This is a genomic window from Variovorax sp. NFACC27, from assembly GCF_048301545.1.
Classification (GTDB): domain Bacteria; phylum Pseudomonadota; class Gammaproteobacteria; order Burkholderiales; family Burkholderiaceae_C; genus Variovorax; species Variovorax gossypii.
The window spans coordinates 8,273,940-8,295,847 of sequence record NZ_CP157613.1 but is presented as its reverse complement, the minus strand read 5'-3'; the positions used below and the strand labels follow the sequence as shown (position 1 = coordinate 8,295,847).

Annotated in this window: 20 protein-coding genes; 12 read left to right on the top strand and 8 right to left on the bottom strand. The window is 67.8% G+C overall.

Annotation, left to right across the window (positions count from 1 at the left end; translation table 11 throughout):
- Positions 1-34: 34 nt before the first annotated feature.
- The 4 genes from ABL840_RS38960 to ABL840_RS38945 form a co-directional block, all read right to left on the bottom strand.
- Positions 35-496: a YidB family protein gene (locus ABL840_RS38960; RefSeq protein WP_093300312.1), complete on the bottom strand. Its 462-nt coding sequence runs from the start codon at positions 494-496 to the stop codon at positions 35-37.
- 100 nt (positions 497-596) lie between these two features.
- Positions 597-1,955 carry a M20/M25/M40 family metallo-hydrolase gene (locus tag ABL840_RS38955; RefSeq protein WP_093195841.1) on the bottom strand — a complete coding sequence of 453 codons (1,359 nt, stop codon included), beginning with the start codon at positions 1,953-1,955 and terminating at the stop codon, positions 597-599.
- 116 nt (positions 1,956-2,071) lie between these two features.
- Complete coding sequence (locus ABL840_RS38950; RefSeq protein ID WP_093300310.1) at positions 2,072-2,794, bottom strand: 16S rRNA (uracil(1498)-N(3))-methyltransferase; 723 nt, start codon at positions 2,792-2,794, stop codon at positions 2,072-2,074.
- 69 nt (positions 2,795-2,863) lie between these two features.
- The gene (locus ABL840_RS38945) at positions 2,864-4,015 is read right to left on the bottom strand and encodes a phosphotransferase (RefSeq protein WP_093300309.1); all 1,152 of its coding nucleotides are present in this window, start codon (positions 4,013-4,015) and stop codon (positions 2,864-2,866) included.
- A 234-nt stretch (positions 4,016-4,249) separates the two neighbouring features.
- Here ABL840_RS38945 and ABL840_RS38940 point away from each other — a divergent pair, with 234 nt between their 5' ends.
- The 3 genes from ABL840_RS38940 (at position 4,250) to rsmA (ending at position 9,175) form a co-directional block, all read left to right on the top strand.
- On the top strand, positions 4,250-6,835 hold the full coding sequence (locus tag ABL840_RS38940) for an LPS-assembly protein LptD (RefSeq protein ID WP_093195844.1): 2,586 nt from the start codon (positions 4,250-4,252) through the stop codon (positions 6,833-6,835).
- A 21-nt stretch (positions 6,836-6,856) separates the two neighbouring features.
- A complete protein-coding gene (locus ABL840_RS38935) occupies positions 6,857-8,266 on the top strand; it encodes a peptidylprolyl isomerase (protein ID WP_093300307.1) in 1,410 nt (469 codons plus the stop codon).
- Positions 8,267-8,407: 141 nt separating this feature from the next.
- The gene (gene rsmA / locus ABL840_RS38930; RefSeq protein ID WP_093300306.1) at positions 8,408-9,175 is read left to right on the top strand and encodes a 16S rRNA (adenine(1518)-N(6)/adenine(1519)-N(6))-dimethyltransferase RsmA; all 768 of its coding nucleotides are present in this window, start codon (positions 8,408-8,410) and stop codon (positions 9,173-9,175) included.
- Positions 9,176-9,255: 80 nt separating this feature from the next.
- On the opposite strand, the gene ABL840_RS38925 is transcribed toward rsmA, so the two are convergent.
- The 4 genes from ABL840_RS38925 to ABL840_RS38910 all read right to left on the bottom strand — a co-directional run bounded on the left by ABL840_RS38925 (position 9,256) and on the right by ABL840_RS38910 (position 12,896).
- Entirely contained in the window at positions 9,256-9,498 is a 243-nt protein-coding gene (locus ABL840_RS38925; protein ID WP_143042914.1) for a hypothetical protein, read from the bottom strand.
- Positions 9,477-9,902 (bottom strand): barstar family protein, encoded by a 426-nt coding sequence (locus ABL840_RS38920; RefSeq protein WP_086011111.1) that lies wholly within the window; start codon positions 9,900-9,902, stop codon positions 9,477-9,479. The genes ABL840_RS38925 and ABL840_RS38920 overlap by 22 nt, the downstream gene beginning before the upstream one ends.
- A gap of 50 nt (positions 9,903-9,952) precedes the next feature.
- Positions 9,953-10,366 (bottom strand): ribonuclease domain-containing protein, encoded by a 414-nt coding sequence (locus tag ABL840_RS38915; RefSeq protein ID WP_093195847.1) that lies wholly within the window; start codon positions 10,364-10,366, stop codon positions 9,953-9,955.
- Positions 10,367-10,547: 181 nt separating this feature from the next.
- Positions 10,548-12,896 carry an NADP-dependent malic enzyme gene (locus ABL840_RS38910; protein ID WP_093195848.1) on the bottom strand — a complete coding sequence of 783 codons (2,349 nt, stop codon included), beginning with the start codon at positions 12,894-12,896 and terminating at the stop codon, positions 10,548-10,550.
- Positions 12,897-13,076: 180 nt separating this feature from the next.
- Here ABL840_RS38910 and ABL840_RS38905 point away from each other — a divergent pair, with 180 nt between their 5' ends.
- From ABL840_RS38905 to ABL840_RS38865, 9 genes are all read left to right on the top strand, one after another.
- Positions 13,077-14,129: an SPFH domain-containing protein gene (locus ABL840_RS38905; protein WP_093195849.1), complete on the top strand. Its 1,053-nt coding sequence runs from the start codon at positions 13,077-13,079 to the stop codon at positions 14,127-14,129.
- A 106-nt stretch (positions 14,130-14,235) separates the two neighbouring features.
- Positions 14,236-15,717, top strand: a complete 1,482-nt coding sequence (locus tag ABL840_RS38900) for a DUF4178 domain-containing protein (RefSeq protein WP_093300304.1) — start codon at positions 14,236-14,238, stop codon at positions 15,715-15,717.
- A 51-nt stretch (positions 15,718-15,768) separates the two neighbouring features.
- Positions 15,769-15,987 carry a DUF350 domain-containing protein gene (locus ABL840_RS38895; RefSeq protein ID WP_019653703.1) on the top strand — a complete coding sequence of 73 codons (219 nt, stop codon included), beginning with the start codon at positions 15,769-15,771 and terminating at the stop codon, positions 15,985-15,987.
- Complete coding sequence (locus ABL840_RS38890) at positions 15,984-17,540, top strand: polyamine aminopropyltransferase (protein WP_371287130.1); 1,557 nt, start codon at positions 15,984-15,986, stop codon at positions 17,538-17,540. Before ABL840_RS38895 ends, ABL840_RS38890 begins: the two co-directional genes overlap by 4 nt.
- Before the next feature lie 128 nt (positions 17,541-17,668).
- Positions 17,669-19,315 (top strand): FAD-dependent oxidoreductase, encoded by a 1,647-nt coding sequence (locus tag ABL840_RS38885; RefSeq protein ID WP_093300301.1) that lies wholly within the window; start codon positions 17,669-17,671, stop codon positions 19,313-19,315.
- Positions 19,312-20,457 (top strand): saccharopine dehydrogenase family protein, encoded by a 1,146-nt coding sequence (locus ABL840_RS38880; RefSeq protein ID WP_093300300.1) that lies wholly within the window; start codon positions 19,312-19,314, stop codon positions 20,455-20,457. The genes ABL840_RS38885 and ABL840_RS38880 overlap by 4 nt, the downstream gene beginning before the upstream one ends.
- A gap of 7 nt (positions 20,458-20,464) precedes the next feature.
- Positions 20,465-20,944 (top strand): hypothetical protein, encoded by a 480-nt coding sequence (locus ABL840_RS38875; RefSeq protein ID WP_418116156.1) that lies wholly within the window; start codon positions 20,465-20,467, stop codon positions 20,942-20,944.
- The gene (locus ABL840_RS38870; RefSeq protein ID WP_093300298.1) at positions 20,941-21,318 is read left to right on the top strand and encodes a DoxX-like family protein; all 378 of its coding nucleotides are present in this window, start codon (positions 20,941-20,943) and stop codon (positions 21,316-21,318) included. Before ABL840_RS38875 ends, ABL840_RS38870 begins: the two co-directional genes overlap by 4 nt.
- Positions 21,315-21,785 carry a DUF2269 family protein gene (locus ABL840_RS38865; protein ID WP_093195855.1) on the top strand — a complete coding sequence of 157 codons (471 nt, stop codon included), beginning with the start codon at positions 21,315-21,317 and terminating at the stop codon, positions 21,783-21,785. Before ABL840_RS38870 ends, ABL840_RS38865 begins: the two co-directional genes overlap by 4 nt.
- The last annotated feature ends 123 nt before the right edge of the window (positions 21,786-21,908 follow it).

Genomic DNA, 21,908 nt, shown 5'->3' with positions numbered 1-21,908 from the left:
GCGGGCGCCTGAACTCTGGAGAAGGCAGTCCGGGTCAGGACTGCTTGCCTTGCAGCAGACCGCTGAGCGAGCCCAGCAGGTCGTCGTGGTTGCCGAGGCCCTGGTCGGGAATCTTGCCGTGCGGCGTGAGCTGGTCGATGAGCGCCGGCAGCATGGTGGCCAGCATCGGCAGCAGCGTCTGCGCGTTGATGCCGAGCTTGGACGCGATGGACGCGATGGTGTCGCTGCCCAGTGCGTTCTGCAGCTGGTCGCCCGAGACGGGCTGGTTTTCTCCCTTGCCGATCCACGAGCCGATGACGTCGCCCATGCCGGCCTGCTCGAACTTCGCGACCAGGCCGCCGAGGCCGCCCACGCTGCCGTTGTTGGCGAGCAGGCCGCCCAGCGCGCCGGCCAGGCCTCCCAGATCGCCCAATCCGCCGAGGCCTCCACCTTGCGGTTGCTGCTGTTGCGCAGCTCCTCCGAGCACTTGACCGAGTACCGAATCGAGCAATCCCATGGCTGTTTCCTTGGTGTGTGACAGAACCGTCAGCATTGTTAAATGCCGCAGACCGTAAGTCGAAAGTGGCACGCCACTTTCGAACTGGCAACGTGACAAATTACTTGGTACGCGCCGTCCGTTTGGTGAGCAACGCGGGACTGACCCCCTGCACGCCCACCAGGCCGAGCACGGTGACCAGCGAATTCTGCGCGCCTTTCCATGCATCTGTCATGTCAATGGACTCGTTCAGCGAGTGGAATCCAGAGGCCTTGCCGCCCCCGCCCACGATGATGGCCGGCACTCCCAGCGAGATCGGCACGTTGGCGTCGGTGCTGCCGCCGCGCAGCAGCGTCTTGTGGCCGAAGGCCGCGTTCGAGCGGACCGCGGCCTCGACGATCGCCGAGTCCGGCGGCGTGCGGCCGCCGGGGCGCTCTCCGATGAGCCTGATGCTCACGCCCAGCGTGCTCACGTTCCAGCGTTTGTTCTCCTCGGCCACGGCTTCGTCGATGGCGGCCAGGATCTTCTTCTCGGTCTCGAGCAGCGAGCCCATGTCGTCCGAGCGGATGTCGATGGCCATGCGAGCATCCGGCGCGATGGTGTTGACCGAAGTGCCGCCGCCGACCGTGCCGACCGTGAACGTCGTCTTCGGGAAGCTCGGCGTGCGGATGTCGGCGATCTTCGCGATGGCGCGGCCCATGCCGTGGATCGCGCTGGGCACCAGCCCGAAGGCGCCGAAGCTGTGCCCGCCCGGCCCCTGGAACGTGACCTCGTAGCGATGGCTCGCGGTGCCCAGCACCAGCACCGAGCCCGGTGCCGAAGGCTCGAGCCCCACCATGCCGTCGATGTCGAGGTGGTCGCGGAAGATCGCCTTCATGCCGCGCAGGTTGCCGAGCTCTTCCTCGCCGACGTTGGCGACGAACATCAGGTCGCCCACCGTCTGCACCTTGTTGTCGTTCAGCACCTTGAGCCAGGACAACAGCACGGTCAGTCCGCGCGTGTCGTCCGCGATGCCCGGCGCGTGGAGCCGGCCGTCGCGCTCCTTCACCTTCACGTCGGTGCCGGCGGGGAACACGGTGTCGAGGTGGGCCGAGATCAGCAGCTTCGGGCCGTTGCCCGTGCCCTTGCGCACGCCGACCACGTTGCCTTCGGCGTCGATCTTCGCGCTGGTCAGGCCGAAGGCCTTCATGCGCGCGAGAAAGGCCTCGGCGCGCTTCTGCTCCTTGAAAGGCGGTGCCTCGATCTCGGTGAGCGCCTTCAGGTCTTCCACCGAGCGTTCATGGTCGGCCTTGACCGCATCCAGCAGCTTCTGGATGGCGGGCGAGGCCATGAGCTGGGTGTAGGCCCTGTCGACTTCCGGACTGACCTGCGCGGGCGTCGGAGCGACGGCCGGGCTCTGGGCGAGCGCGCCCTGCGTGGCGCACAGCAGCGCGGCAAGAACAAGGGGAGCAAGGCGCAGCGGGCCGGTCGGCTTGGACATGGGCTCAAAAGTCCTTCTTTTGTCTTAAAGAAGTAACGATTGTTTCCCAGGCTTTCCGCGCGCGCGTCGCGGAAAACACTCACCGGAACGGCGTTCCGGGTCTTTCCGTCCGGAGCCTAGAGGCCGGCCAGGGACACCAGCGCGGCCAGCGCCGCCGTTTCGGCGCGCAGCACGCGCGAGCCCAGGGTGACGGGGACGAAGCCCCGGGCGATGGCCTGCTGCTCCTCGGCGGCGCTCAGGCCGCCCTCGGGGCCGCTCAGCACGGTCACGCCCTGCCCGTTCGCGCCGATGCCGGCGAGACTTCGCGTGCCCTCGGCGAGGCTCAGGATGAGGCGCGCTGCAGGAGCTTCGGGGCCGCCCTGTGTCTCGAGCCAGGCGGAAAAGGACTGCACCGGATGGATCGCCGGCACGCGGTTGCGCCCGCACTGCTCGCAGGCCGCGACCGCGATGGCTTCCCAGTGCGCCCGCTTCTTCTCGGCGCGCTCGCCCGCCAGGCGCAGCACGCCGTGGGCCGTGGCCAGCGGCTGGATGCTCGCCACGCCGAGCTCGGTGGCTTTCTCGACCAGCCAGTCCATGCGTTCATTCGCCGGCATGCCGACCGCGAGGTGCACGGCGCGCGGCGCCTCGCGCTCCACGGCGAGGTGCGCGCCGACCGTCACCGAGACGTCGCTGCGGCCCATGCGCTCGACCGTGGCCGCGTACTCGCCGCCCGCGCCGTCGAACAGCGTGAGCGCGTCGCCGGGCTGCATCCGCAGCACCTGCACATGGCGGGCGGCGCCGGCCGGCAGCGCGAGGCTGGCGCCGGCGCTCAGGGGCACGGAGCAGTGAAAGCGCGGCATGCTACGAAATCGATAGCTGCGAACGACCGTTGCGCGGGCGTCACAGGGTGGCGTTTTTTCAGTTTTCCTTCAGACACGGCCGTAGGCGAAGCCGGTGATGGCCGAGTTGCCCTCGACTTCGTCGATCACGCGCGAGAGCGGCGTCAGCTCGGTGTAGCGGCTGGCGGTGGCGCGGATGTAGGCAATGAAGCGCGGCGTGTCGGCCAGGTACTTGGGCTTGCCGTCGCGCAGCGTGAGGCGCGCGAAGATGCCGGCGACCTTCAGGTGGCGCTGCAGGCCCATCCATTCGACCGCGCGGTAGAAGGCGCCGAAGTCCTCGTCGACAGGCAGGCCGGCCTTGCGCGCCGCCTGCCAGTAGCGCACGGTGATGTCGAGCACGAACTCCTCGTCCCAGCTCAGGAAGGCGTCGCGCATCAGGCTGGCGATGTCGTAGGTGATGGGGCCGTAGACCGCGTCCTGGAAGTCGAGCACGCCCAAGGCGGCGAGCGCCCCCTCGGGGGGCAGCGAGGACACGCCAGTGCCGAGCGTGGGGGCCTCACTTGCTCCGACCATGAGGTTGCGCGGCATGAAGTCGCGGTGCACGTAGACGCAGGGCGACGCGAGGTTGCTCTCGACGATCAGGTTGAAGCTGCGGTCGAGCCGCTCCTTCAGCTTGCCCTCGACGGCGATGCCCCGGTGGCGGCCGATGTACCACTCGGGGAAGAGCGACAGCTCGCGTTCGAGCAGCGCTCGGTCGTAGGGCGGCAGCACGCCGGGCTTGGAGGACAGCTGCCAGCGGATCAGCGCGTCGATGGCCTGGTCGTAGAGCGGGCGGGCGGCGCGGGGGCTGGCCGGGTCGATCACGTCCAGCATGGTCTGGCGGCCCAGGTCGTCGAGCAGGAGGAAGCCGTTGGGCTTGTCCCATTCGAGCACCGTGGGGGCGAGCACGCCGGCGGTGGCCATCAGCTGCGCCACCTGGACGAAGGGGGCGCTGTTTTCCTTCTCGGGCGGGGCGTCCATCACGATGCGCGTGGGCGCGGCCGGGTCGGTGGTGTCGAGGCGGAAGTAGCGGCGGAAGCTCGCGTCGACGGAGGCGAGCCGCACGGTCTCGGGCAGCAACCGGTGGGCGGGCGCGATGGCTGCCAGCCAGGCCCTGAACACTTCGGCTCGCTGCGGATCGGTCCAGGAAATGGGTTCGGCGAGGCTTGGGGCCAATGCGGCCGGGGGCGGGGGTGCTGTCATGGATAATCGATTCTACAAATCCGCCTGGCGCGGCAATCCCCTTTGGCCGGCCTCCGGCCGATGCGGATCGCCGCCGGCCCCTGCAACCCGCCGGCCTGCCGCGCCGTCCCCGACGACCTTTCGTTCCGAACCGATGTCTACGACCCAAAGCCCCCACGCTTGGCACCTTGTGCGCTCGCTGCTCTCCGCGGGAGAGTCGCCGGCATCCCTCGGAACCGTCGGGCGGGAGGCCTGATGAGCCGACGTCGTGTCGTCCTGCGGCGCTCCGGCCCGCCGCCGCTGCCGCTGGCAGTCCTGTCGCTGGCGCTGATGCACGCGCATGGCGCGTCCGCGCAGCCGGCCGGCAACCTCGAGGGGCCGCTCACGCTGAAGCGCACGCCGCTGCTGACCGAGACCCTGACGCCCGCCGATCGCAGCCAGATGCCCAGCCTGGTCACCGGCGACCGCATCTCCGGCCGGCCCGACCTCGAGACCGTGGTCGAGGGCAATGCCACGCTGCGGCGCGGCGCGGTGTCCATCACCGCCGACCGGCTCGAGTACTACCAGCCCGACGACCGCGCCAAGGCCACCGGCAACGTGCGGGTCAACCAGGCCGGCAACATCTATGAAGGCCCCGAGCTGCAGCTCAAGCTCGAGACCTTCGAGGGCTTCTTCAACAACGTGCGCTACAAGTTCCTCGCGAACGAGGCGCACGGCGAGGCCAAGCGCATCGACTTCGTCGACGCCAACGTGTCGATCGCCCGCGAAGCCACCTACACCACCTGCCGCCGCGAGGACTTCCCCGGCTGGATGCCGGCCTGGCTGCTGACCGCGACCTCGATCACCACCGACACCGAGGAAAACGAGGGCGTGGCCAAGAACGCGCGCCTGAGCTTCATGGGCATCACCACGCCGCCCATTCCGAGCGTGAGCTTCCCGCTGTCGAACGATCGCAAGAGCGGCCTGCTGCCGCCGACCATCGGCATCGACAACACCAACGGCATCGAGATCGCGCAGCCGTACTACTGGAACATCGCGCCGAACCGCGACGCGACGTTCACGCCGACGATCATGAGCAAGCGCGGCATCAATTTCAGCAACGAGTTCCGCTACCTCGAGAAGGAATACAAGGGAACGATCCGCTTCGACCTGATGGGCAGCGACCGCCTCGTGGGCGACCGCTACAACGAACTGCGCGCCAGCCAGCTCCAGCAGCTGATGAACGGGCAGATCACCGCCAGCAGCCTGACTCCCGCACCCAAGAACACGCGTCGCTGGGGCCTGTGGCTCAATCACCACCAGGACTTCGACGCCAAGGCGCTGGGCCTCGATTCGCTGTCGGCCAACATCAACATCAACCGGGTGAGCGACAACGACTACTGGCGCGACTTCACCCGCACGCCGTCGCTCGCGCAGCGCCAGCTGCCCAACGACGCATCGCTCAACTGGAGTAAGGGCGACTGGAGCGGCATGGTCCGGGCGCTGAAGTACCAGAACCTGCAGTACAACCTGTCGCCGATCGTGCCCGCGTACGACCGGATGCCGCAGATCACGGCCAACTACAACAAGTACGACTGGCACGGCTTCGACGTCGCGCTGAACCTGGACTACACGCGCTTCCGCGTGAACAGGCTCGCGGTGGGCCAGCTCGGCTACGACGTCACCCAGCAGTCGCAGCCCGACGGCGACCGCGCCATGGCCGTCGCCACGATCAGCCGGCCGTTCATCACGCCGAGCACGTACGTCATTCCCAAGCTGATCCTGAACGGGGCTTCGTACAACTACTACCTGCCGCAGGCGGACATCCCGAAGCTCACGATCAACGGCGTCCAGTACGTCAACGGTCAGGTCTACAACCCGAGTTCGCTGTATTTCTTCCCGACTTCCAGCAACCGGGTGGTGCCGACGTTCAGCCTCGACAGCGGCCTGACCTTCGAGCGGGACGCCAGCTACTTCGGGCGCGCCTTCCGCCAGACGCTGGAGCCGCGCGCGTACTACGTCTACACGCCGTACCGCAACCAGAGCATGCTGCCGAACTACGACTCGGCGGCCAACGACTTCAGCTTCGCGACCATCTACACCGAGAACGCGTTCTCGGGCGGCGACCGCATCTCGGACACCAACGCGCTCACGCTCGGCGTGACCTCCCGCCTGATCGATCCTGATACCGGCGCCGAAGCCGCGCGCTTCGGCATCGCGCAGCGGTTCCGCTTCAGCGACCAGAAGGTCACGCTGCCGGGCGGCACGCCGGTGACCGACCGCGCGAGCGACCTGCTGCTGGGCGCCACGATCAACTGGACGCCCAAGTGGAGCCTGGACACCCTCGTCCAGTACAACCCCGACACCCGCAAGTCGGAGCGTTCGGCCATCAGCGCGCGCTACAACCCCGAGCCGTACCACAACCTGAGCGCTGCCTTCCGCTACCAGGCGCCCACCACCCCGACGGCGACCGACGGCAACAAGTCGATCGACGTGGGCTGGCAGTGGCCGATCAACGACCTGTGGGGCGACAAGGGCAAGAACCTCGGCCCCGGCAAGGGCCAGGGCGGCGGACGCTGGTACGCGGTCGGCCGGCTCAACTACAGCCTGCAGGACAAGAAGCTCACGGACGGCGTGCTCGGCTTCGAGTACGACGGCTGCTGCTGGATCGGTCGCGTGGTGCTGCAGCGCACCACCACGGGCCTGGTGACGGCGAACACCCGCATCATGTTCCAGCTCGAATTCGTCGGTTTCTCCAGCATCGGCTCGAGCCCCATGCAGACCCTGCGGCAGAACATCCAGCGCTACGAACCCCTGCGCCAACCGGGCGAAGCGCCGAGCCGCTTCACCAATTACGACTGAGACGACTGACTGAGCGACGCAATGAAACACATCCGTTCCATCATCACCCTGGGCTGTCTCGCGGCAATCGCCGCCACGGCGGGGGCGCAGGGCTATCGTCCCGGTACCGGCATCACCGACATCATGCGCGCCGGGCCGCGCCTGGGGCCGCCGGCTGCGCGTCCCTCCGCCGCCGCTCCCGCGGCGGCGCCCGTGCAGCGCTCGGCCGAGTTCATCGTCGCGCTGGTCAATTCGGAGCCGATCACCAACACCGACGTGCAGACGCGCGTGTCGCGGCTGATCAAGGAGAACCCCGACGCCGAGCGCGTTCCCCGCGGTGAGCTCACGCGTCTCGTGCTCGAGCGGCTGATCACCGAGCGCGCGCAGCTCCAGCTCGCGAAGGAAAACGGCATCAAGGTCGACGAAGTGGCCATCGACCAGGCCGAGCAGACCGTGGCGCGCCAGAACGAGATCAGCCTGGTCGAGCTGCGCCGCCGCGTGGCTGCCGAAGGCATCGCGCAGCAGGATTTCCGCAACGACCTGCGCGACCAGCTGCTGCTCACGCGCCTGCGCGACCGCGAGGTCGAGGCGAAGGTCAAGGTCAGCGACGCCGAGGCCGACGAGTACCTGCGCGACCAGCGCAACACCTCCGTCAAGAATGCCGCACTCGAGAACCTGAACCTCGCGCAGGTGCTGGTGGCCGTTCCCGAGAACGCCACCGACGCGCAGGTGGCCACCGCGCAGAAGAAGGCGCAGGACGTCGCCCAGCGTGCCCGTGCCGGCGAAGACTTCGCCAAGCTTGTGCGCGAGAACTCCGACTCGCCCGACCGCGCCAACGGCGGCGCCATCGGCATGCGCAGCGCCGACCGCTATCCGTCGCTGTTCGTCGAGGCCACGCAGTCGACCGCCGTGAACGGCATCGCCGGTCCGGTGCGCTCCAGCGCGGGTTTCCATGTGCTCAAGGTGCTGGCCAAGGCCCAGATCGGCTCGGGCGACGTCACCGTGACCCAGACGCAGGTGCGCCACATCCTGCTGCTCAACGATCCCAAGCGCACCACGGCGCAGGCGGTTGCGCAGCTGGCCGAATTCAAGCGCCGCATCCAGGCCGGCTCGGCCGACTTCGCCGGCCTCGCCCGCGACAACTCGCAGGACGGCAGTGCCAAGGACGGCGGCGACCTCGGCTGGTCGCGCCCGGGCCAGTTCGTGCCCGAGTTCGAGGAAGCCATGGACCGGCTCTCCCCGGGCCAGATCAGCGACCCCGTGGTGTCGCGCTTCGGCGTCCACCTGATCCAGGTGGTGGGCCGTCGCGACTCCAAGCTCAGCCAGTCGGAACAGCGCGAAGCCGCGCGCGCCGCGCTGCGCGAACAGCGCGTGGAAGAGGCCTTCACCACCTGGGTGCAGGAAGTGCGCGCGCGCGCCTACGTCGAGTACCGCGAGCCCCCGCAGTCCTGATGGCACACCCCCAGGCTGCGCGCACTTCGTGTCGCTTCGCCAACCCCCTTGCAGGGGGCAACACCAGCGGCCCGGCAAAGCCGGTTCCGCGGTGTTCCTGGCACAGCATCCCTTTCTTCACATCGACGGTGGCTTGACGACATGGCGCAGCACATCGCCAGGAAGCGGTTCGGGCAGCATTTCCTGTCCGACGGCGGGATCATCGATGCGATCGTGCGCGAGATCGCGCCGCAGCCCGGCGATGCGATGGTCGAGATCGGCCCGGGGCTCGCGGCGCTGACGCAGCCGCTGGTGGAGCGGCTGGGCCGCCTCGCCGTGATCGAGCTCGACCGCGACCTGGCCAAGCGCCTGCGCGAGCATCCGCAGCTCGACGTGGTCGAGTCCGATGTGCTCAAGGTCGATTTCGCCCAACTGGCCGCGAGGTTTCCTGGCAAGCCGCTGCGCGTGGTGGGCAACCTGCCCTACAACATCTCCACGCCCATCCTGTTCCATCTGCTGGGCTGCGCCGGCCTGGTCGCCGACCAGCACTTCATGCTGCAGAAGGAAGTGATCGACCGCATGGTGGCGAAGCCCGCCACTTCGGACTACAGCCGCCTGAGCGTGATGCTGCAGTGGCGCTACGAGATGGAGAACGTGCTGTTCGTGCCGCCGGAGAGCTTCGATCCGCCGCCGCGCGTGGACAGCGCCGTGGTGCGGATGGTGCCGCTGGCGGTGCCGCCGGCTGTCGACGCACAGCTGCTGGGTGAGATCGTGCAGGTGGCTTTCAGCCAGCGCCGCAAGCTGCTGCGCCACACGCTGGGCAAGTGGCTGCAGGAGAAGGGCTTTGCCGGCGACTTCGACACCCAGCGGCGGGCCGAGGAAGTACCGGTGGCCGAATACGTGGCCCTGGCGCAGGCCGTGGCCCCATGAAAAAAGCCCGTCTGTGACGGGCTTTTTCTTTCAGCGGGACTGGCCAGGGCGGGGTTGCCGCGCAGCCTTGCGCAGGTCGGTCAGGCCGCGGCGAGCCAGTAACCTGCGTTGAAGGGGCTGCTCATGCGCAGCGCCAGGGGCGAAACGTCGACCAGTTTGTCGGTCGGCATCTTTTCGCCGGCCGGTTCGGTGGCAGCAGCAGCTGCTGCCGTCGCGGTGTTCACTTCGATGCCATCGAGGGTTTCAGCGTTCGGCTGAGCCTCGTTCGCCCGTTCTGCTTGGCTGGTGGATGCAGAACGGGCTACAGAAAAGAATAGAAGCACCGGAACGGGACCTTGCGGTCGCCCCAGTAGTCCGAGGCGTCGCGGAAGATGTCGAGCAGCTGCTCGCGGGCTTCCTTGTCGAACTTGGCGTTGGCGGGGATCTGCTCCAGCACGATGACGAATCCCGGCTGCGGGCCCGATTTATGCAACGGGTCGGTCATGCAGTCGTACAGCGCGTCGAAGTTCTTCCCGAAGTGGGCCGGGAACGTGAACTGCTGCGCGATCAGGTCGAGCACGTCCTGCTTGGTCTGGGCGTTGCCCAGGTTGGCGTACAGGAAGTGCTGGCCGGCCGCGTTGGCTGCGTCCTGCAGGTCGTTCACGCGGAACGCGCGGATCGATTGCACGATGTTCGGGCGTACGGCACGAAGGGATAAGGTCATCTCCGCTGGTCTTTCCATAGTCATCATCATTTCTTCGGGGCGCTTCGAGGCGCCGCTCAGGTCGTTTTCATCGCTCATGGCGCAATCCGTCTGAAGCTCGCGTAGTGGTCTGCGGTGTACCAGCAGGCCTCGGGCGCGGTGCGCTGCTCGCCGCCGCAGACGATCCGCCTTGCACCACGGTTGCGCGAACCGGGCGTCGTCACCGTGTATTCACGGTAGTGGCCGCGGCGTGCCGGCGGCAGAAGACGCTCGCGATTGCCGAACACCGTGCCGTCCTTGTCGTACCTGAAGGGGCCGCCATCGAGGATGGCGCGGTAGGTCTGCTGGCCCTGCGCCGGCAACTCTGCCAGCGCGATCGTTTCCTCGGCGGACGTTTTCCCGGTGCCGAACCATCCGCGGGCCTCGGCCCCCGTCGTCAACGCGACCAGCATCAGACTGGTGAGCGCAAACTTTGTGACAGAGGACGTGATCGAGGCGTAAGCCGCCATGGGGCACCACAAGAAAAGAGCGGGGGGTTCGAATTGGCGATCAACGTCGGGGTTAACCCGCAAATTCAAGCCCGCGAGTGTGCACCACGCTGGCGAAAATAGCAAGCGACTGCCCAAAGTTTGAGCAGTTGCGAGGGTATCGAATGGCTTTTTAAGTTGGCGGCCACTCTCGCCAAATGGCCTATCTCTCCGCGTTTGCGTCGGCGACGGTCAAGGCTGTCATGTTCACGATGCGCCGAACAGTCGCGCTCGCCGTGAGAATGTGCACAGGTTTGGCCGCACCGAGCAGAACCGGGCCGATGGCGATGTTGCCGCCCGCCGCCGTCTTGAGCAGGTTGTAGGAAATGTTGGCCGCGTCGATGTTCGGGAAAACCAGCAGATTGGCGTCGCCCGCCAGCGCACTGTGCGGCATGACGACGGCGCGCTGCTTGCTGTCCAGCGCCACGTCGCCGTGCATTTCGCCGTCCACCTCGAGCCAGGGGGCCTGCACGCGCAGCAGGTCGAGCGTCTTGCGCATCTTGATGGCGCTGGGGCCGTTGCTGGTGCCGAAGTTGGAGTGCGACAGCAGCGCCGCCTTCGGCTTCAGGCCGAAGCGCATCATTTCCTCGGCCGCCATGGTGGTGATCTCGGCCAGTTCCTCGGGCGAGGGGTCGTAGTTGACATGCGTGTCGACCAGGAAGACCTGGCGATCAGGCAGCAGCAGGCCGTTCATGCAGGCGTACACCGGCACGTCCTGCGGGGTGCTTTCGCAGCCGCCGGGGCGCTTGCCGATCACCTGGTCGATGTAGTGCAGATGGTTGGCCGTGGTGCCCCAGGTGCCGCAGATCAGGCCGTCGACCTCGCCCTTGTGCAGCAGCATCGAGCCGATCAGCGTCAGGCGCCGGCGCATCTCGATCTTGGCGACCTGCACGGTCACGCCCTTGCGCTCGGTCATGCGGTGGTAGGTCTGCCAGAACTCGCGGTAGCGGTGGTCCTGCTCGACGTTGACCACGTCGTAGTCCAGTTCTTCCTTCAGGCGCAGGCCGAATTTCTCGATGCGCTGGGCGATGATGGCCGGCCGGCCGATCAGCGTCGGGCGCGCCACGCCCTCGTCCACCACGATCTGGGCGGCGCGCAGCACGCGCTCTTCCTCGCCCTCCGAATAGGCCACGCGCTTCTTGCTCGCGCGCCTGGCGGCTTCGAAGATGGGCTTCATCGTGGTGCCCGAGGCGTAGACGAAGCTCTGCAGCTTGTCGCGGTAGGCGTCCATGTCCTTGATGGGGCGCTGCGCCACGCCGCTTTCCTCCGCCGCCTTGGCCACGGCCGGCGCGATCTTCATCATCAGGCGCGGATCGAAGGGCTTCGGAATCAGGTATTCGGGGCCGAAGGACAGCTTTTCACCGACGTAGGCGGCGGCCACGCGCTCGCTCTGCTCGGCCTGCGCCAGGTCGGCGATGGCGTGCACCGCGGCGATCTCCATCTCGTCGGTGATCGTCGTCGCGCCGCAGTCCAGGGCGCCGCGGAAGATGTACGGGAAGCACAGGACGTTGTTGACCTGGTTCGGGTAGTCGGTGCGGCCGGTGGCCATGATCACGTCGTCGCGCACCGCATGGGCGTCTTCCGGAGCGATCTCGGGGTTGGGGTTGGCCAGCGCGAAGATCACAGGGCGCTTGGCCATCTTCGCCACCATGGCGGGCTTGAGCACGCCGCCGGCCGACAGGCCCAGGAACACGTCGGCACCCTCGATCACCTCGGCGAGCGTGCGGGCGTCGGTCTTCTGCATGAACAGGCGCTTGTCGTCGTCCATCAGCTCGGTACGGCCTTCGTAGACCACGCCGGCCAGGTCGGTGACGAACACGTTCTCGCGCTTCAGGCCGACCTTCAGCAGCAGGTTCAGGCAGGCCAGCGCCGCGGCGCCGGCGCCCGAGGCGACCAGCTTGACTTCCTCGATCTTCTTGCCCGCGACCTTCAGGCCGTTGACCATGGCGGCCGCCACGGTGATGGCCGTGCCGTGCTGGTCGTCGTGGAACACCGGGATCTTCATGCGCTTGCGCAGCTCGCGCTCGACGTAGAAGCAGTCGGGGGCCTTGATGTCTTCCAGGTTGACGGCGCCGAAGGTGGGCTCCAGCGACGCGATGATGTCCACCAGCTTGGCCGGGTCCTTCTCGTCGATTTCGATGTCGAACACGTCGACGCCGGCGAACTTCTTGAAGAGGACGCCCTTGCCTTCCATCACCGGCTTGGAGGCCAGCGGACCGATGTCGCCCAGGCCCAGCACGGCGGTGCCGTTGCTGATGACGGCCACGAGGTTGCCGCGGGAGGTGTACTTGAAGGCGTTGGCGGGATCCTTGACGATCTCCTCGCAGGGAGCGGCCACGCCGGGCGAGTAGGCCAGCGACAGGTCGCGCTGGTTGACCATCTGCTTGGTCGCCGCGATGGCGATCTTGCCGGGAACGGGAAACTCGTGGTACTCGAGGGCGGCACGGCGCAGTTCTGCGCGTTTGTCTTCGGGCGTGGGAGTCGATGAGGTCGAAGGGGTCGAATCTGACATGTGCCGTAGCTCCTGGTGGCGCTTCTTCTGGGGGCGCCGATTGTAGACCTCGCGCATGACGCCATACGCCGCATGGCCAGTGGGCCCCATGACCAATAGCACGGGTGTTTCTCAATGCCGGTGTGGCAATATGCACAGTTCGGACAAAACCTGAAAAAACCTGACGAGGAGCGACCGATCATGGCCCTGATGGATTTCATCAAGAAGCAGTTCATCGACATCATCCAGTGGACCGAGACGGGCGACGGCACGCTCGCCTGGCGCTTCCCGATGGCGGAGATGGAAATCCAGAACGGCGCCTCGCTCACGGTGCGCGAGTCGCAGGTCGCCGTCTTCGTCAACGAAGGCAAGGTGGCCGACGTGTTCGGCCCCGGCATGTACAAGCTCACGACGCAGACGCTGCCCGTGCTCACGTACCTGAAGAACTGGGACAAGCTCTTCGAGTCCCCCTTCAAGAGCGACGTCTACTTCTTCAGCACCCGCCAGCAGGTCGACCAGAAGTGGGGCACGCCCCAGCCGATCACCATCCGCGACAAGGACTTCGGCGCCGTGCGCCTGCGGGCCTTCGGCAACTACTCCTTCCGCATCGGCGACGCCAAGGCCTTCCATACCGAGATTTCCGGCACGCGCGACATCTATTCCGTGGCCGACCTCGACGGCCAGCTGCGCGGCCTGGTGCTGCAGAACATCAGCAACGCCATCGCCTCCAGCGGCGTGCCCTTCCTCGACCTCGCGGCCAACCAGATCCAGTTCGCGCAGGCGCTCGCTGCCCAGCTGGTGCCCGAGTTCGAGAAGATCGGCATCAAGCTCGAGAACATCACGGTCCAGAATGTCTCGCTGCCCGAAGAGCTGCAGAAGATCCTCGACCAGAAGATCGGCATGGGCATGGTCGGCAACGACATGGGCAAGTTCATGCAGTACCAGACGGCGCAGGCCATTCCGAAGTTCGCCGAGGGCGCTGCCGCCGGCGGCAGCGGCATTGCCGGCGACGCGATGGGCCTGGGCGCCGGCGTGGCGCTCGGCCAGGTGCTGGCGCAAAACCTCGCGCAGGGCCTGAGCCCCAACGCGGCGGCTGCCGCTGCGGCACAGCAGCAGCAACCCGCGGTGGCCGTGGTGAGCGCCGCCGACGTGATGACCACGCTCGAGAAGCTGGGCGAGCTCAAGACCAAGGGCATCCTGACCCAGGAAGAGTTCGACGCCAAGAAGGCCGAACTGCTGAAGAAACTGGTCTGACGCGGCGCCATGTTCCGCATAGCGCCTGACGCCCCTTCGACGGGCGTCGGAAGCCTCGTTGGCTTGAAATACTCGTGGCCGCCCGTGCCATGGCTGATGAGACGCCATGGCTGAGGAAACCGGCAACCAACGCTACTACCGAGCGCCCTGCCCCGGCTGCGGGGCGCCGGTCGAATTCCGCTCGGCGCAATCGACGCACGCGGTCTGTCCCTACTGCCAGAGCACCGTCGTGCGCCAGGGCGACACGCTCGCGCGCACCGGCAAGATGGCGGAGCTGTTCGACGACTTCAGCCCGCTCCAGCTGTTCGCCGCCGGCCGCATCCAGGACAAGCCATTCACGCTGATCGGCCGGCTGCAATACACCTACCCCGGCGGGCGCTGGACCGAATGGATCGCGTCGCTCGACGGCGACCGCACCGGCATCCTGAGCGAGGACAACGGCGCCTACGTCTTCGCCCTGCCCTTCGACCTGCAGCGCACCGCGCCGCCGCCGGTCGACCTGCGCGTGGGCGCCACCAGCGCCTTCGCCGGCCAGAGCTACACCGTCACCTCGAACGAGCAGGTGGCACTGACCTCGGCCCAGGGCGAACTGCCGCACCTGCCCGAGCTGGGCCGCCAGTTCGCGATGGTCGAGCTGCGCAACGACCGCGGCCTGGTGCTCAGCATCGACTACGGCACGGCGAAGCCCAGCGCCTACCTCGGCCGCTCGGTGCAGCTCGAGGACCTGCAGCTCACCGGCCTGCGCGCCGAGTCCGCCAAGGACGAAAAGGGCCGCAGCTTCAACTGCCCCAACTGCGGCTCGCCCGTCACCGTCAACCTGGCGGACAGCAAGAGCATCACCTGCGGCTCGTGCAACAGCATCATCGACCTGTCGCAGGGCATCGGCGGCGAGCTGAAGCACGCCACGCAGGACGAGCCCGTGCGCCCGCTCATCGCGCTGGGCACCATGGGCCAGCTGCAGGGCGCGCAGTGGCAGGTGGTCGGCTTCCAGCACCGCATGGGCAGCGAGCCCGGCGACGACGAGCAGTTCGGCTGGGACGAATACCTGCTCTACAACAAGAAGCGGGGCTTCAGCTTCCTGGTCGACGCCGAGGACGGCTGGAGCATGGTCAAGCCGACCACCGGCGCGCCGGTGATGGCCGAGAACGGCAGCAGCGCCACCTACCTCGGCAAGCGCTACCAGCAGCAGTACGCCTACAACGCCGAGACCACCTACGTGGCGGGCGAGTTCTACTGGCAGGTCGAGCGCGGCCAGAAGACCTTCAACCGCGACTTCGCCAGTGGCGGCGCGCTGCTGTCGATGGAGCGCTCGACCAACGAGCTCACCTGGTCGTCGGGCAGCAAGATCGACAGCGGCGCGGTCGCCACCGCCTTCAAGCTCGACGCGAAGAAGGACATGTTCAAGCGCGCCGACGCGCTGCCCGTGAGCGCGGCCTCGAGCCTGGGCTGCGGCACGATCATCCTCATCATCGTGGTGATCATCATCCTGCTGATCATCCTGAGCACCTGCAGCAGCAGCTCGTCGGGCGGCTACCGCAGCTCCGGCGGCTCCTACGGCGGCTATTCGAGTGGCGGCGGCCACAAATGACGGCGAAGATGCACGCGATGTCTCTCATCATTACTACGACTGGAGGTCCCCATGGGATTTGAATGGCTGAAACCGGGCGTGGTCCTCGGATCGCTCGTGTACGCGCTGATCGGCGTCGTGATCTTCTGGCTCTGCTTCCTGATCATCGACAAGATCACGCCCTACGACCTGTGGGGCGAGATCGTCGAGAAGCAGAACGTGGCGCTGGGCCTCGTCGTGGCGGCAATGAGCCTGGGCATCAGCATCATCGTGGCTGCTGCAATCCATTGAGCGACGCGGCCCTGCCCGCGCGCACCCCGGACGCGCGGGGGCCGCAACCGATCGAGATCGCGCTGCTCGCCAGCGTGTTCGTGGTCGCCGCCTGCGGACTCGTCTACGAGCTCACGGCGGCCGCGCTCAGCTCCTACCTGCTGGGCGATTCGGTGCTGCAGTTCAGCACCATCATCGGCACCTACCTGTTCGCGATGGGCGTGGGCTCCTGGCTCTCACGCTATTTCGACCGACAGCTGCCGGCGCACTTCCTTCGCATCGAACTGCTGGTGGCGCTGATCGGCGGCGCGCTGCCGGCGATACTGTTCCTCGCCAACGCCTACGTGCCCGGCGCCTTCCGGCTGCTGCTGTACGGGCTCGTGATGGTCGTGGGCACGCTGGTGGGGCTCGAGATCCCGCTGGTGATGCGCATCCTGAAGCGCAACATTGTGCTCAAGAACCTGGTGTCGCAGGTGCTCACCTTCGACTACCTCGGCGCGCTGGCCGTGTCGGTGGCCTTCCCGCTCATCCTGGTGCCGCAGCTCGGCATGATCCGCACCGGCCTGCTGTTCGGCTTCATGAACGCGGCCGTGGCGGTCTGGGCGCTGTGGCTCTTCCGCCATGAGCTGCGCCGCGTGGGCGCGCATGCCGTCGCCTGCTTTCTCGCGCTGGCCGCGCTGGTGGCGGCCTTCGTCGGGGCCAACCACATCACCACGCTGGCCGAGGACAAGTTCTACCAGGACCGCATCGTCTTCAGCGCCACCTCGCCCTACCAGCGCATCGTGGTCACGCGCGGTCTGCTGGGGCACCGGCTGTTCCTCAACGGCAACCTGCAGTTCGCCGAGCGCGACGAATACCGCTATCACGAGGCGCTGGTGCATCCGGTGATGGCGGCGCAGGGCGCGCCGAAGAAGGTCGCGGTGCTCGGCGGCGGCGACGGCATGGCGGTGCGTGAAATTCTCAAGTACCCCTCGGTCGAATCGGTCACGCTGGTGGAGCTCGATCCGAACATGACGAAGCTCTTCACCGAGCACGAGACCCTGGCCGCGCTCAACGGCCATTCGCTTTCCTCGCCGAAGGTGAAGATCGTCAACACCGACGCCTTCCAGTGGCTGCAGCAGCCGGGGGACATGTTCGACGTGATCGTGGTCGACTTTCCGGACCCGACCAACTTCGCCATCGGCAAGCTCTACACCAACAGCTTCTACTCGCTGCTCGAGAAGCGCCTGTCGGCCAGCGGCTACGCGGTGATCCAGACCACCTCGCCGCTGGTGGCGCGCAAGAGCTACTGGACCGTGGCGGCCACCATCGAATCGGTGGGCCTGCGCGCCACGCCGTACCACGCGCACGTGCCCAGCTTCGGCGAATGGGGCTACATCATCGCGAGTCGCCGGCCGTACCGCATGCCCGATGCCCTGCCGACGGGCCTGCGATTCCTTTCCCCGACCACCCTGCCGCTGATGTTCGACTTTCCGCTCGACATGGCGCGCGTGCCGGCCGAAGTGAACCGGCTGTCGAACCAGATCCTCGTCACCACCTACGAACAGGAGTGGGGCAAGGTCATGGCGCACTGAATGATGCACTCCCCCAGGCTTCGCGCACTTCGTGTCGCTTCGCCACCCCCCTTCCAGGGGGCAACACCTGCGGCCCGGCAGAGCCGGTTCCGCGGTGTTCCTGGAACACGCCGAACAGGCAGGTGCGGATGAGGCGCCGTGGATTTCTCGGGGCTGCGGCGGGGGCCGCGGGTGCTCTCGCGCTCGCGGGCTGCGAGGCGCCTGCGCCGCCCATCGAAGGCGGCTTTACCGGCATCGACGTCAATCGCGGGCACGCGATGCGCGATGGCGCTCTCGGGAGCACGACGCTCGCCACGGTCAAGCGCACGCGCGTCGTCATCGCCGGCGGCGGCGTCGCGGGCCTCGCCGCGGCCCGTGCGCTGCGGCTCTCGGGCATCGACGACTTCGCGCTGCTCGAACTGGAGGACACCGCGGGAGGCAACGCGCGCGGCGGCATGGTCAACGGCATCGCCTGCCCGCTCGGCGCGCACTACCTGCCGGTGCCGGGCGACGACGCGCGCGAGGTGCAGGATCTGCTGGAAGAACTCGGCCTGCGCCGCCGCGTGGCGGGCCGCTGGGAATACGACGAGGTCACGCTCTGCCACAGCCCGCAGGAGCGCCTGTTCTTCCACGGCGAGTGGCAGGACGGGCTGCTGCCCGTGCACGGCGTGGGCGAAGCCACGCTCGCGCAATACCGCAAGTTCGCGCAGCGCATGGATGCGTTGCAGCACGCCGCGCACTTCGCCATTCCGACGCTCAAGGTCGCCGTCACGCCCGAGCTGCTGGCGCTCGACGCCCTCAGCTTCGAGAGCTGGCTCGACGCCGAAGGCTTCAGCGACGTGCAGCTGCGCTGGTACCTCGACTATTGCTGCCGCGACGACTACGGCGCCGGCATCGGGCAGGTGTCGGCCTGGGCCGGCATCCACTATTTTGCGAGCCGGCACGGCTTCCACGCGCCCGGCGATCCGACGGGCAGCGTCAACGATTCGAGCCCCGAGCGCGATGGCATCCTCACCTGGCCGGAGGGCAACGGCTGGCTCACGAAGCAGCTCGCCAGGCCGCTCGGCGAGCGCCTGCGCACCGGCAGCGTCGTCACGCGCATCGCCGAAGTGCGCGACGGCGTCGAGGTCGATGGGTGGGACGCGGCATCGAAATCCATGGTGCGCTGGCAGGCCGAGCGCTGCATCGTCGCGCTGCCCGTGTTCATCGCCGCGCGCGTGGTCCAGAACCCGCCCGAGGTTCTGAAGAACGCCGCGGCGCACGTTCGCTACGCGCCCTGGCTGGTGGCCAACATCCACCTGCGCGGCCCGCTGGCCGACCGCGTGGGCGCAGCGCCGAGCTGGGACAACGTGATCTACGGCACCAGGGGCCTCGGCTATGTCGACGCGCGGCACCAGACGCTGGACCCCACGCCGCGCGGCACCGTGCTGAGCTGGTACCGCCCGCTGGGCCCGAGCGGCTACGACACCGCCGACGGCCGCAAGCTGTTGCTGGAGCGCCCCTGGACCGGCTGGCGCGACGACCTGCTCGCAGAGCTGTCGGTGCCGCACCCCGACCTGCCCTCGCTGGTCTCGCGCATCGAGATCACGCGCTACGGGCACGCCATGTCCATCCCCAGGCCCGGCCTGCTGGCGCAGATCGGCTCGCAGCGCAGCGCGCCTGATGCGGCGCACCGCGGCAGCGTGGTGGCGGGCCGGCTGTCGTTCGCGCATGCGGACTGGTCGGGCTACTCGATCTTCGAAGAGGCTTTCACGCGCGGGCATGTCGCTGGAACGGACGCGGTGGCGGCGGCATGAAGGTCGTGGTGCTCGGCGGCTACGGCAACTTCGGCGCGCGCATCAGCCGCGCGCTGGCCGGCAGCCCCGGCATCGAACTGCTGGTGGCGGGGCGCGACGCTCAGCGCGCCACGGCCTTCGCGTCATCGCTGGGCGCGGCCGCGAGCGGCGTACGCATCGATGTGCAGGCCGCCGATCTCGCCGGCACCCTGCGCGGCCTTGGCGTGGAGCTGGTGATCCACACCGCCGGCCCCTTCCAGAACCAGGACTACCGCGTGCCGCAGGCCGTCGCGACGGCGGGTGCGCACTACATCGACCTGGCTGACGGACGGCGCTTCGTGTGCGACTTTCCTGCCGCTTTGGACGCCGCCTTTCGCAGCGCCAGCCGCACCGCGGTGAGCGGCGCCAGCACCGTGCCCGCACTGTCGTCCGCCGTGGTCGACCATCTCGCGGACGGCTGGCAGGGCATTCGCAGCATCGACATCTGCATCGCCCCGGCACAGGGCGCGCCGCGCGGCGAGGCCACGCTGGCCGGCGTGCTCGCGTACTGCGGCGAGCCGATCCGCGTCTGGCAGGAAGGCGGCTGGGTCGAGATGCCCGGCTGGGCCGATCCGGTGAAGGTCGAGTTCGCGCGCATGAAGCCGCGGCGCGGGGCGCTTTGCGACATTCCCGATCTGGAACTCTTTCCGGCGTGCTACGTTGGAGTGCAGTCGGTGATGTTCCGCGCTGCGCTCGAAGTCGGGCTGGCGCAGCGCGCCTTCGCCTTCCTGGCCTTCATGCGCCGCGCGGGACTGCTGCCGGCGCCGCAGAGGCTGGCGCCCCTGCTGCATTCCGCCGGTGGCGTGTTCGACGCGTTGGGCACGGCGCTGGGCGGAATGGTCGTGCGCGTCGAAGGCACCGATGCACAGGGCCGGCCGGCACGCCGTGCCTGGCACATCGCGGCCGACGACAACCATGGGCCGGAAATCCCGTGCATGGCCGCGATCCTGCTGGCGCGCCGGCTCGCGAACGGCGATTCAGCGCTGCCCGTTGGCGCGCATGCCTGCATGAGTCTGCTGGCTTTGCCGGAGTTCGAGCCGGAGTTCGCGCGCTGGGGCATGGTGACCGACGTGGTCGAAGAAGCGCCAATCACAGTGGCAGGCCATGGCGCACCGGCGATTTGAGTTCGACATGCCGGCGCCTGCCGACGTGGTATTCGACGCTTTCCACTACCACGTGTGGCGCGCACGCTGGGACTCGCTGGTCGGCAACGCCCGCGTGGTGGGCGGCGCGCCCTGTCCTTTTGTCGGGGCCGAGACGGAGAACACGGGCCACGGCTGGTTGCGCGGCTTGTCGATGCGAACGCGCTTCGTGAGCTTCGACCGACCGCATGTGGCTGCGGCCTCGATGGTCGGTCGCTCTTTCCCCTTCAGCCGCTGGGCCGCTTCCATGCGGCACCGCGATGCGCAGCCGGGCCATTCGGTTCTCATTTATGTCTACACCATCGAGGCGGGGCCGAAGGCGTTGCGCTGGTTGCTGGAGCCTGTGGTCGCGTGGGTCTTCGCACGGCAGACGCGGCGGCGCTTCGCGCGCATGCATGCGTTCCTGGCTAAGCATGCACATGAAGTCGTTGCGTGGCAGCGCACTGAGCACGGAGGCTCCTCCACGTGAAGGATTCCGCTGCGGAGGAACGCCTGCTGCGCTACAGCCTCGTCGCCGTCTGGCTGGTCACCGCCGTGGTCAGCCTCGTCGAACTGAACGGCCAGAGCCGTGACGTGCTGGCTGCCGCGGGCATCGCGTCGCCGCAGTGGCTGGTGCAGGGGCTGGTCGTCGGCGGCGCGGCGGCCGATCTCGCGGTCGGCATCGCGCTGTTGCGGTGGCCCGGGCGCGCCAGCTATGCCGCGGCCCTTGCCCTGATGCTCGTCATGACGCTGGTGGCGACGGTGCTGCAGCCCGGCCTGTGGCTGCATCCGCTGGGCCCGCTGCTGAAGAACCTTCCCATCGCCGCCCTGCTGTGGCACCTGCTTCGTCGCGCCGCGCCATGAACACCTACCTCGTCCTCAAGTGGCTGCACATCGTCTCCAGCGTGCTGATGGTCGGAACGGGGCTGGGCTCCGCCTTCTACATGTTCTTCGCCAACCGCAGCGGCAGCGTGCCCGCGCAGGCGGTGGTGAGCCGGCTGGTGGTGCGCGCCGACTGGTGGTTCACCACGCCCACCGTCATCCTGCAGCCGGCCACCGGCTTCGCGCTGGCGCACATGGCGGGCTTTCCGCTGTCCACGCCGTGGCTTGCGCTGTCGCTGGCGTTGTTCGTCTTCGCGGGCGCCTGCTGGCTGCCGGTGGTGTGGCTGCAGATCCGCATGGCGGCCATCGCGGCGCAGGCGCATCGCAATGCGGCGCCCTTGCCGCCGCTCTATGCGCGCTACCAACGCTGGTGGGAACTGCTGGGCTATCCGGCCTTCGCGGCCATGGTGGTCGTGTTCTACCTGATGGTGACCAAGCCCCAGCTATGAGCCGTTGAAATGAACTGATGAAAGAAGGCCCGGCGCGGGCCTGTGCGGTTTTCACGAAGACTTCACACACAGCGCGATTGCTTCACAGATGGCTCGCACACTCGCGGGCGCCAACAAAAACAG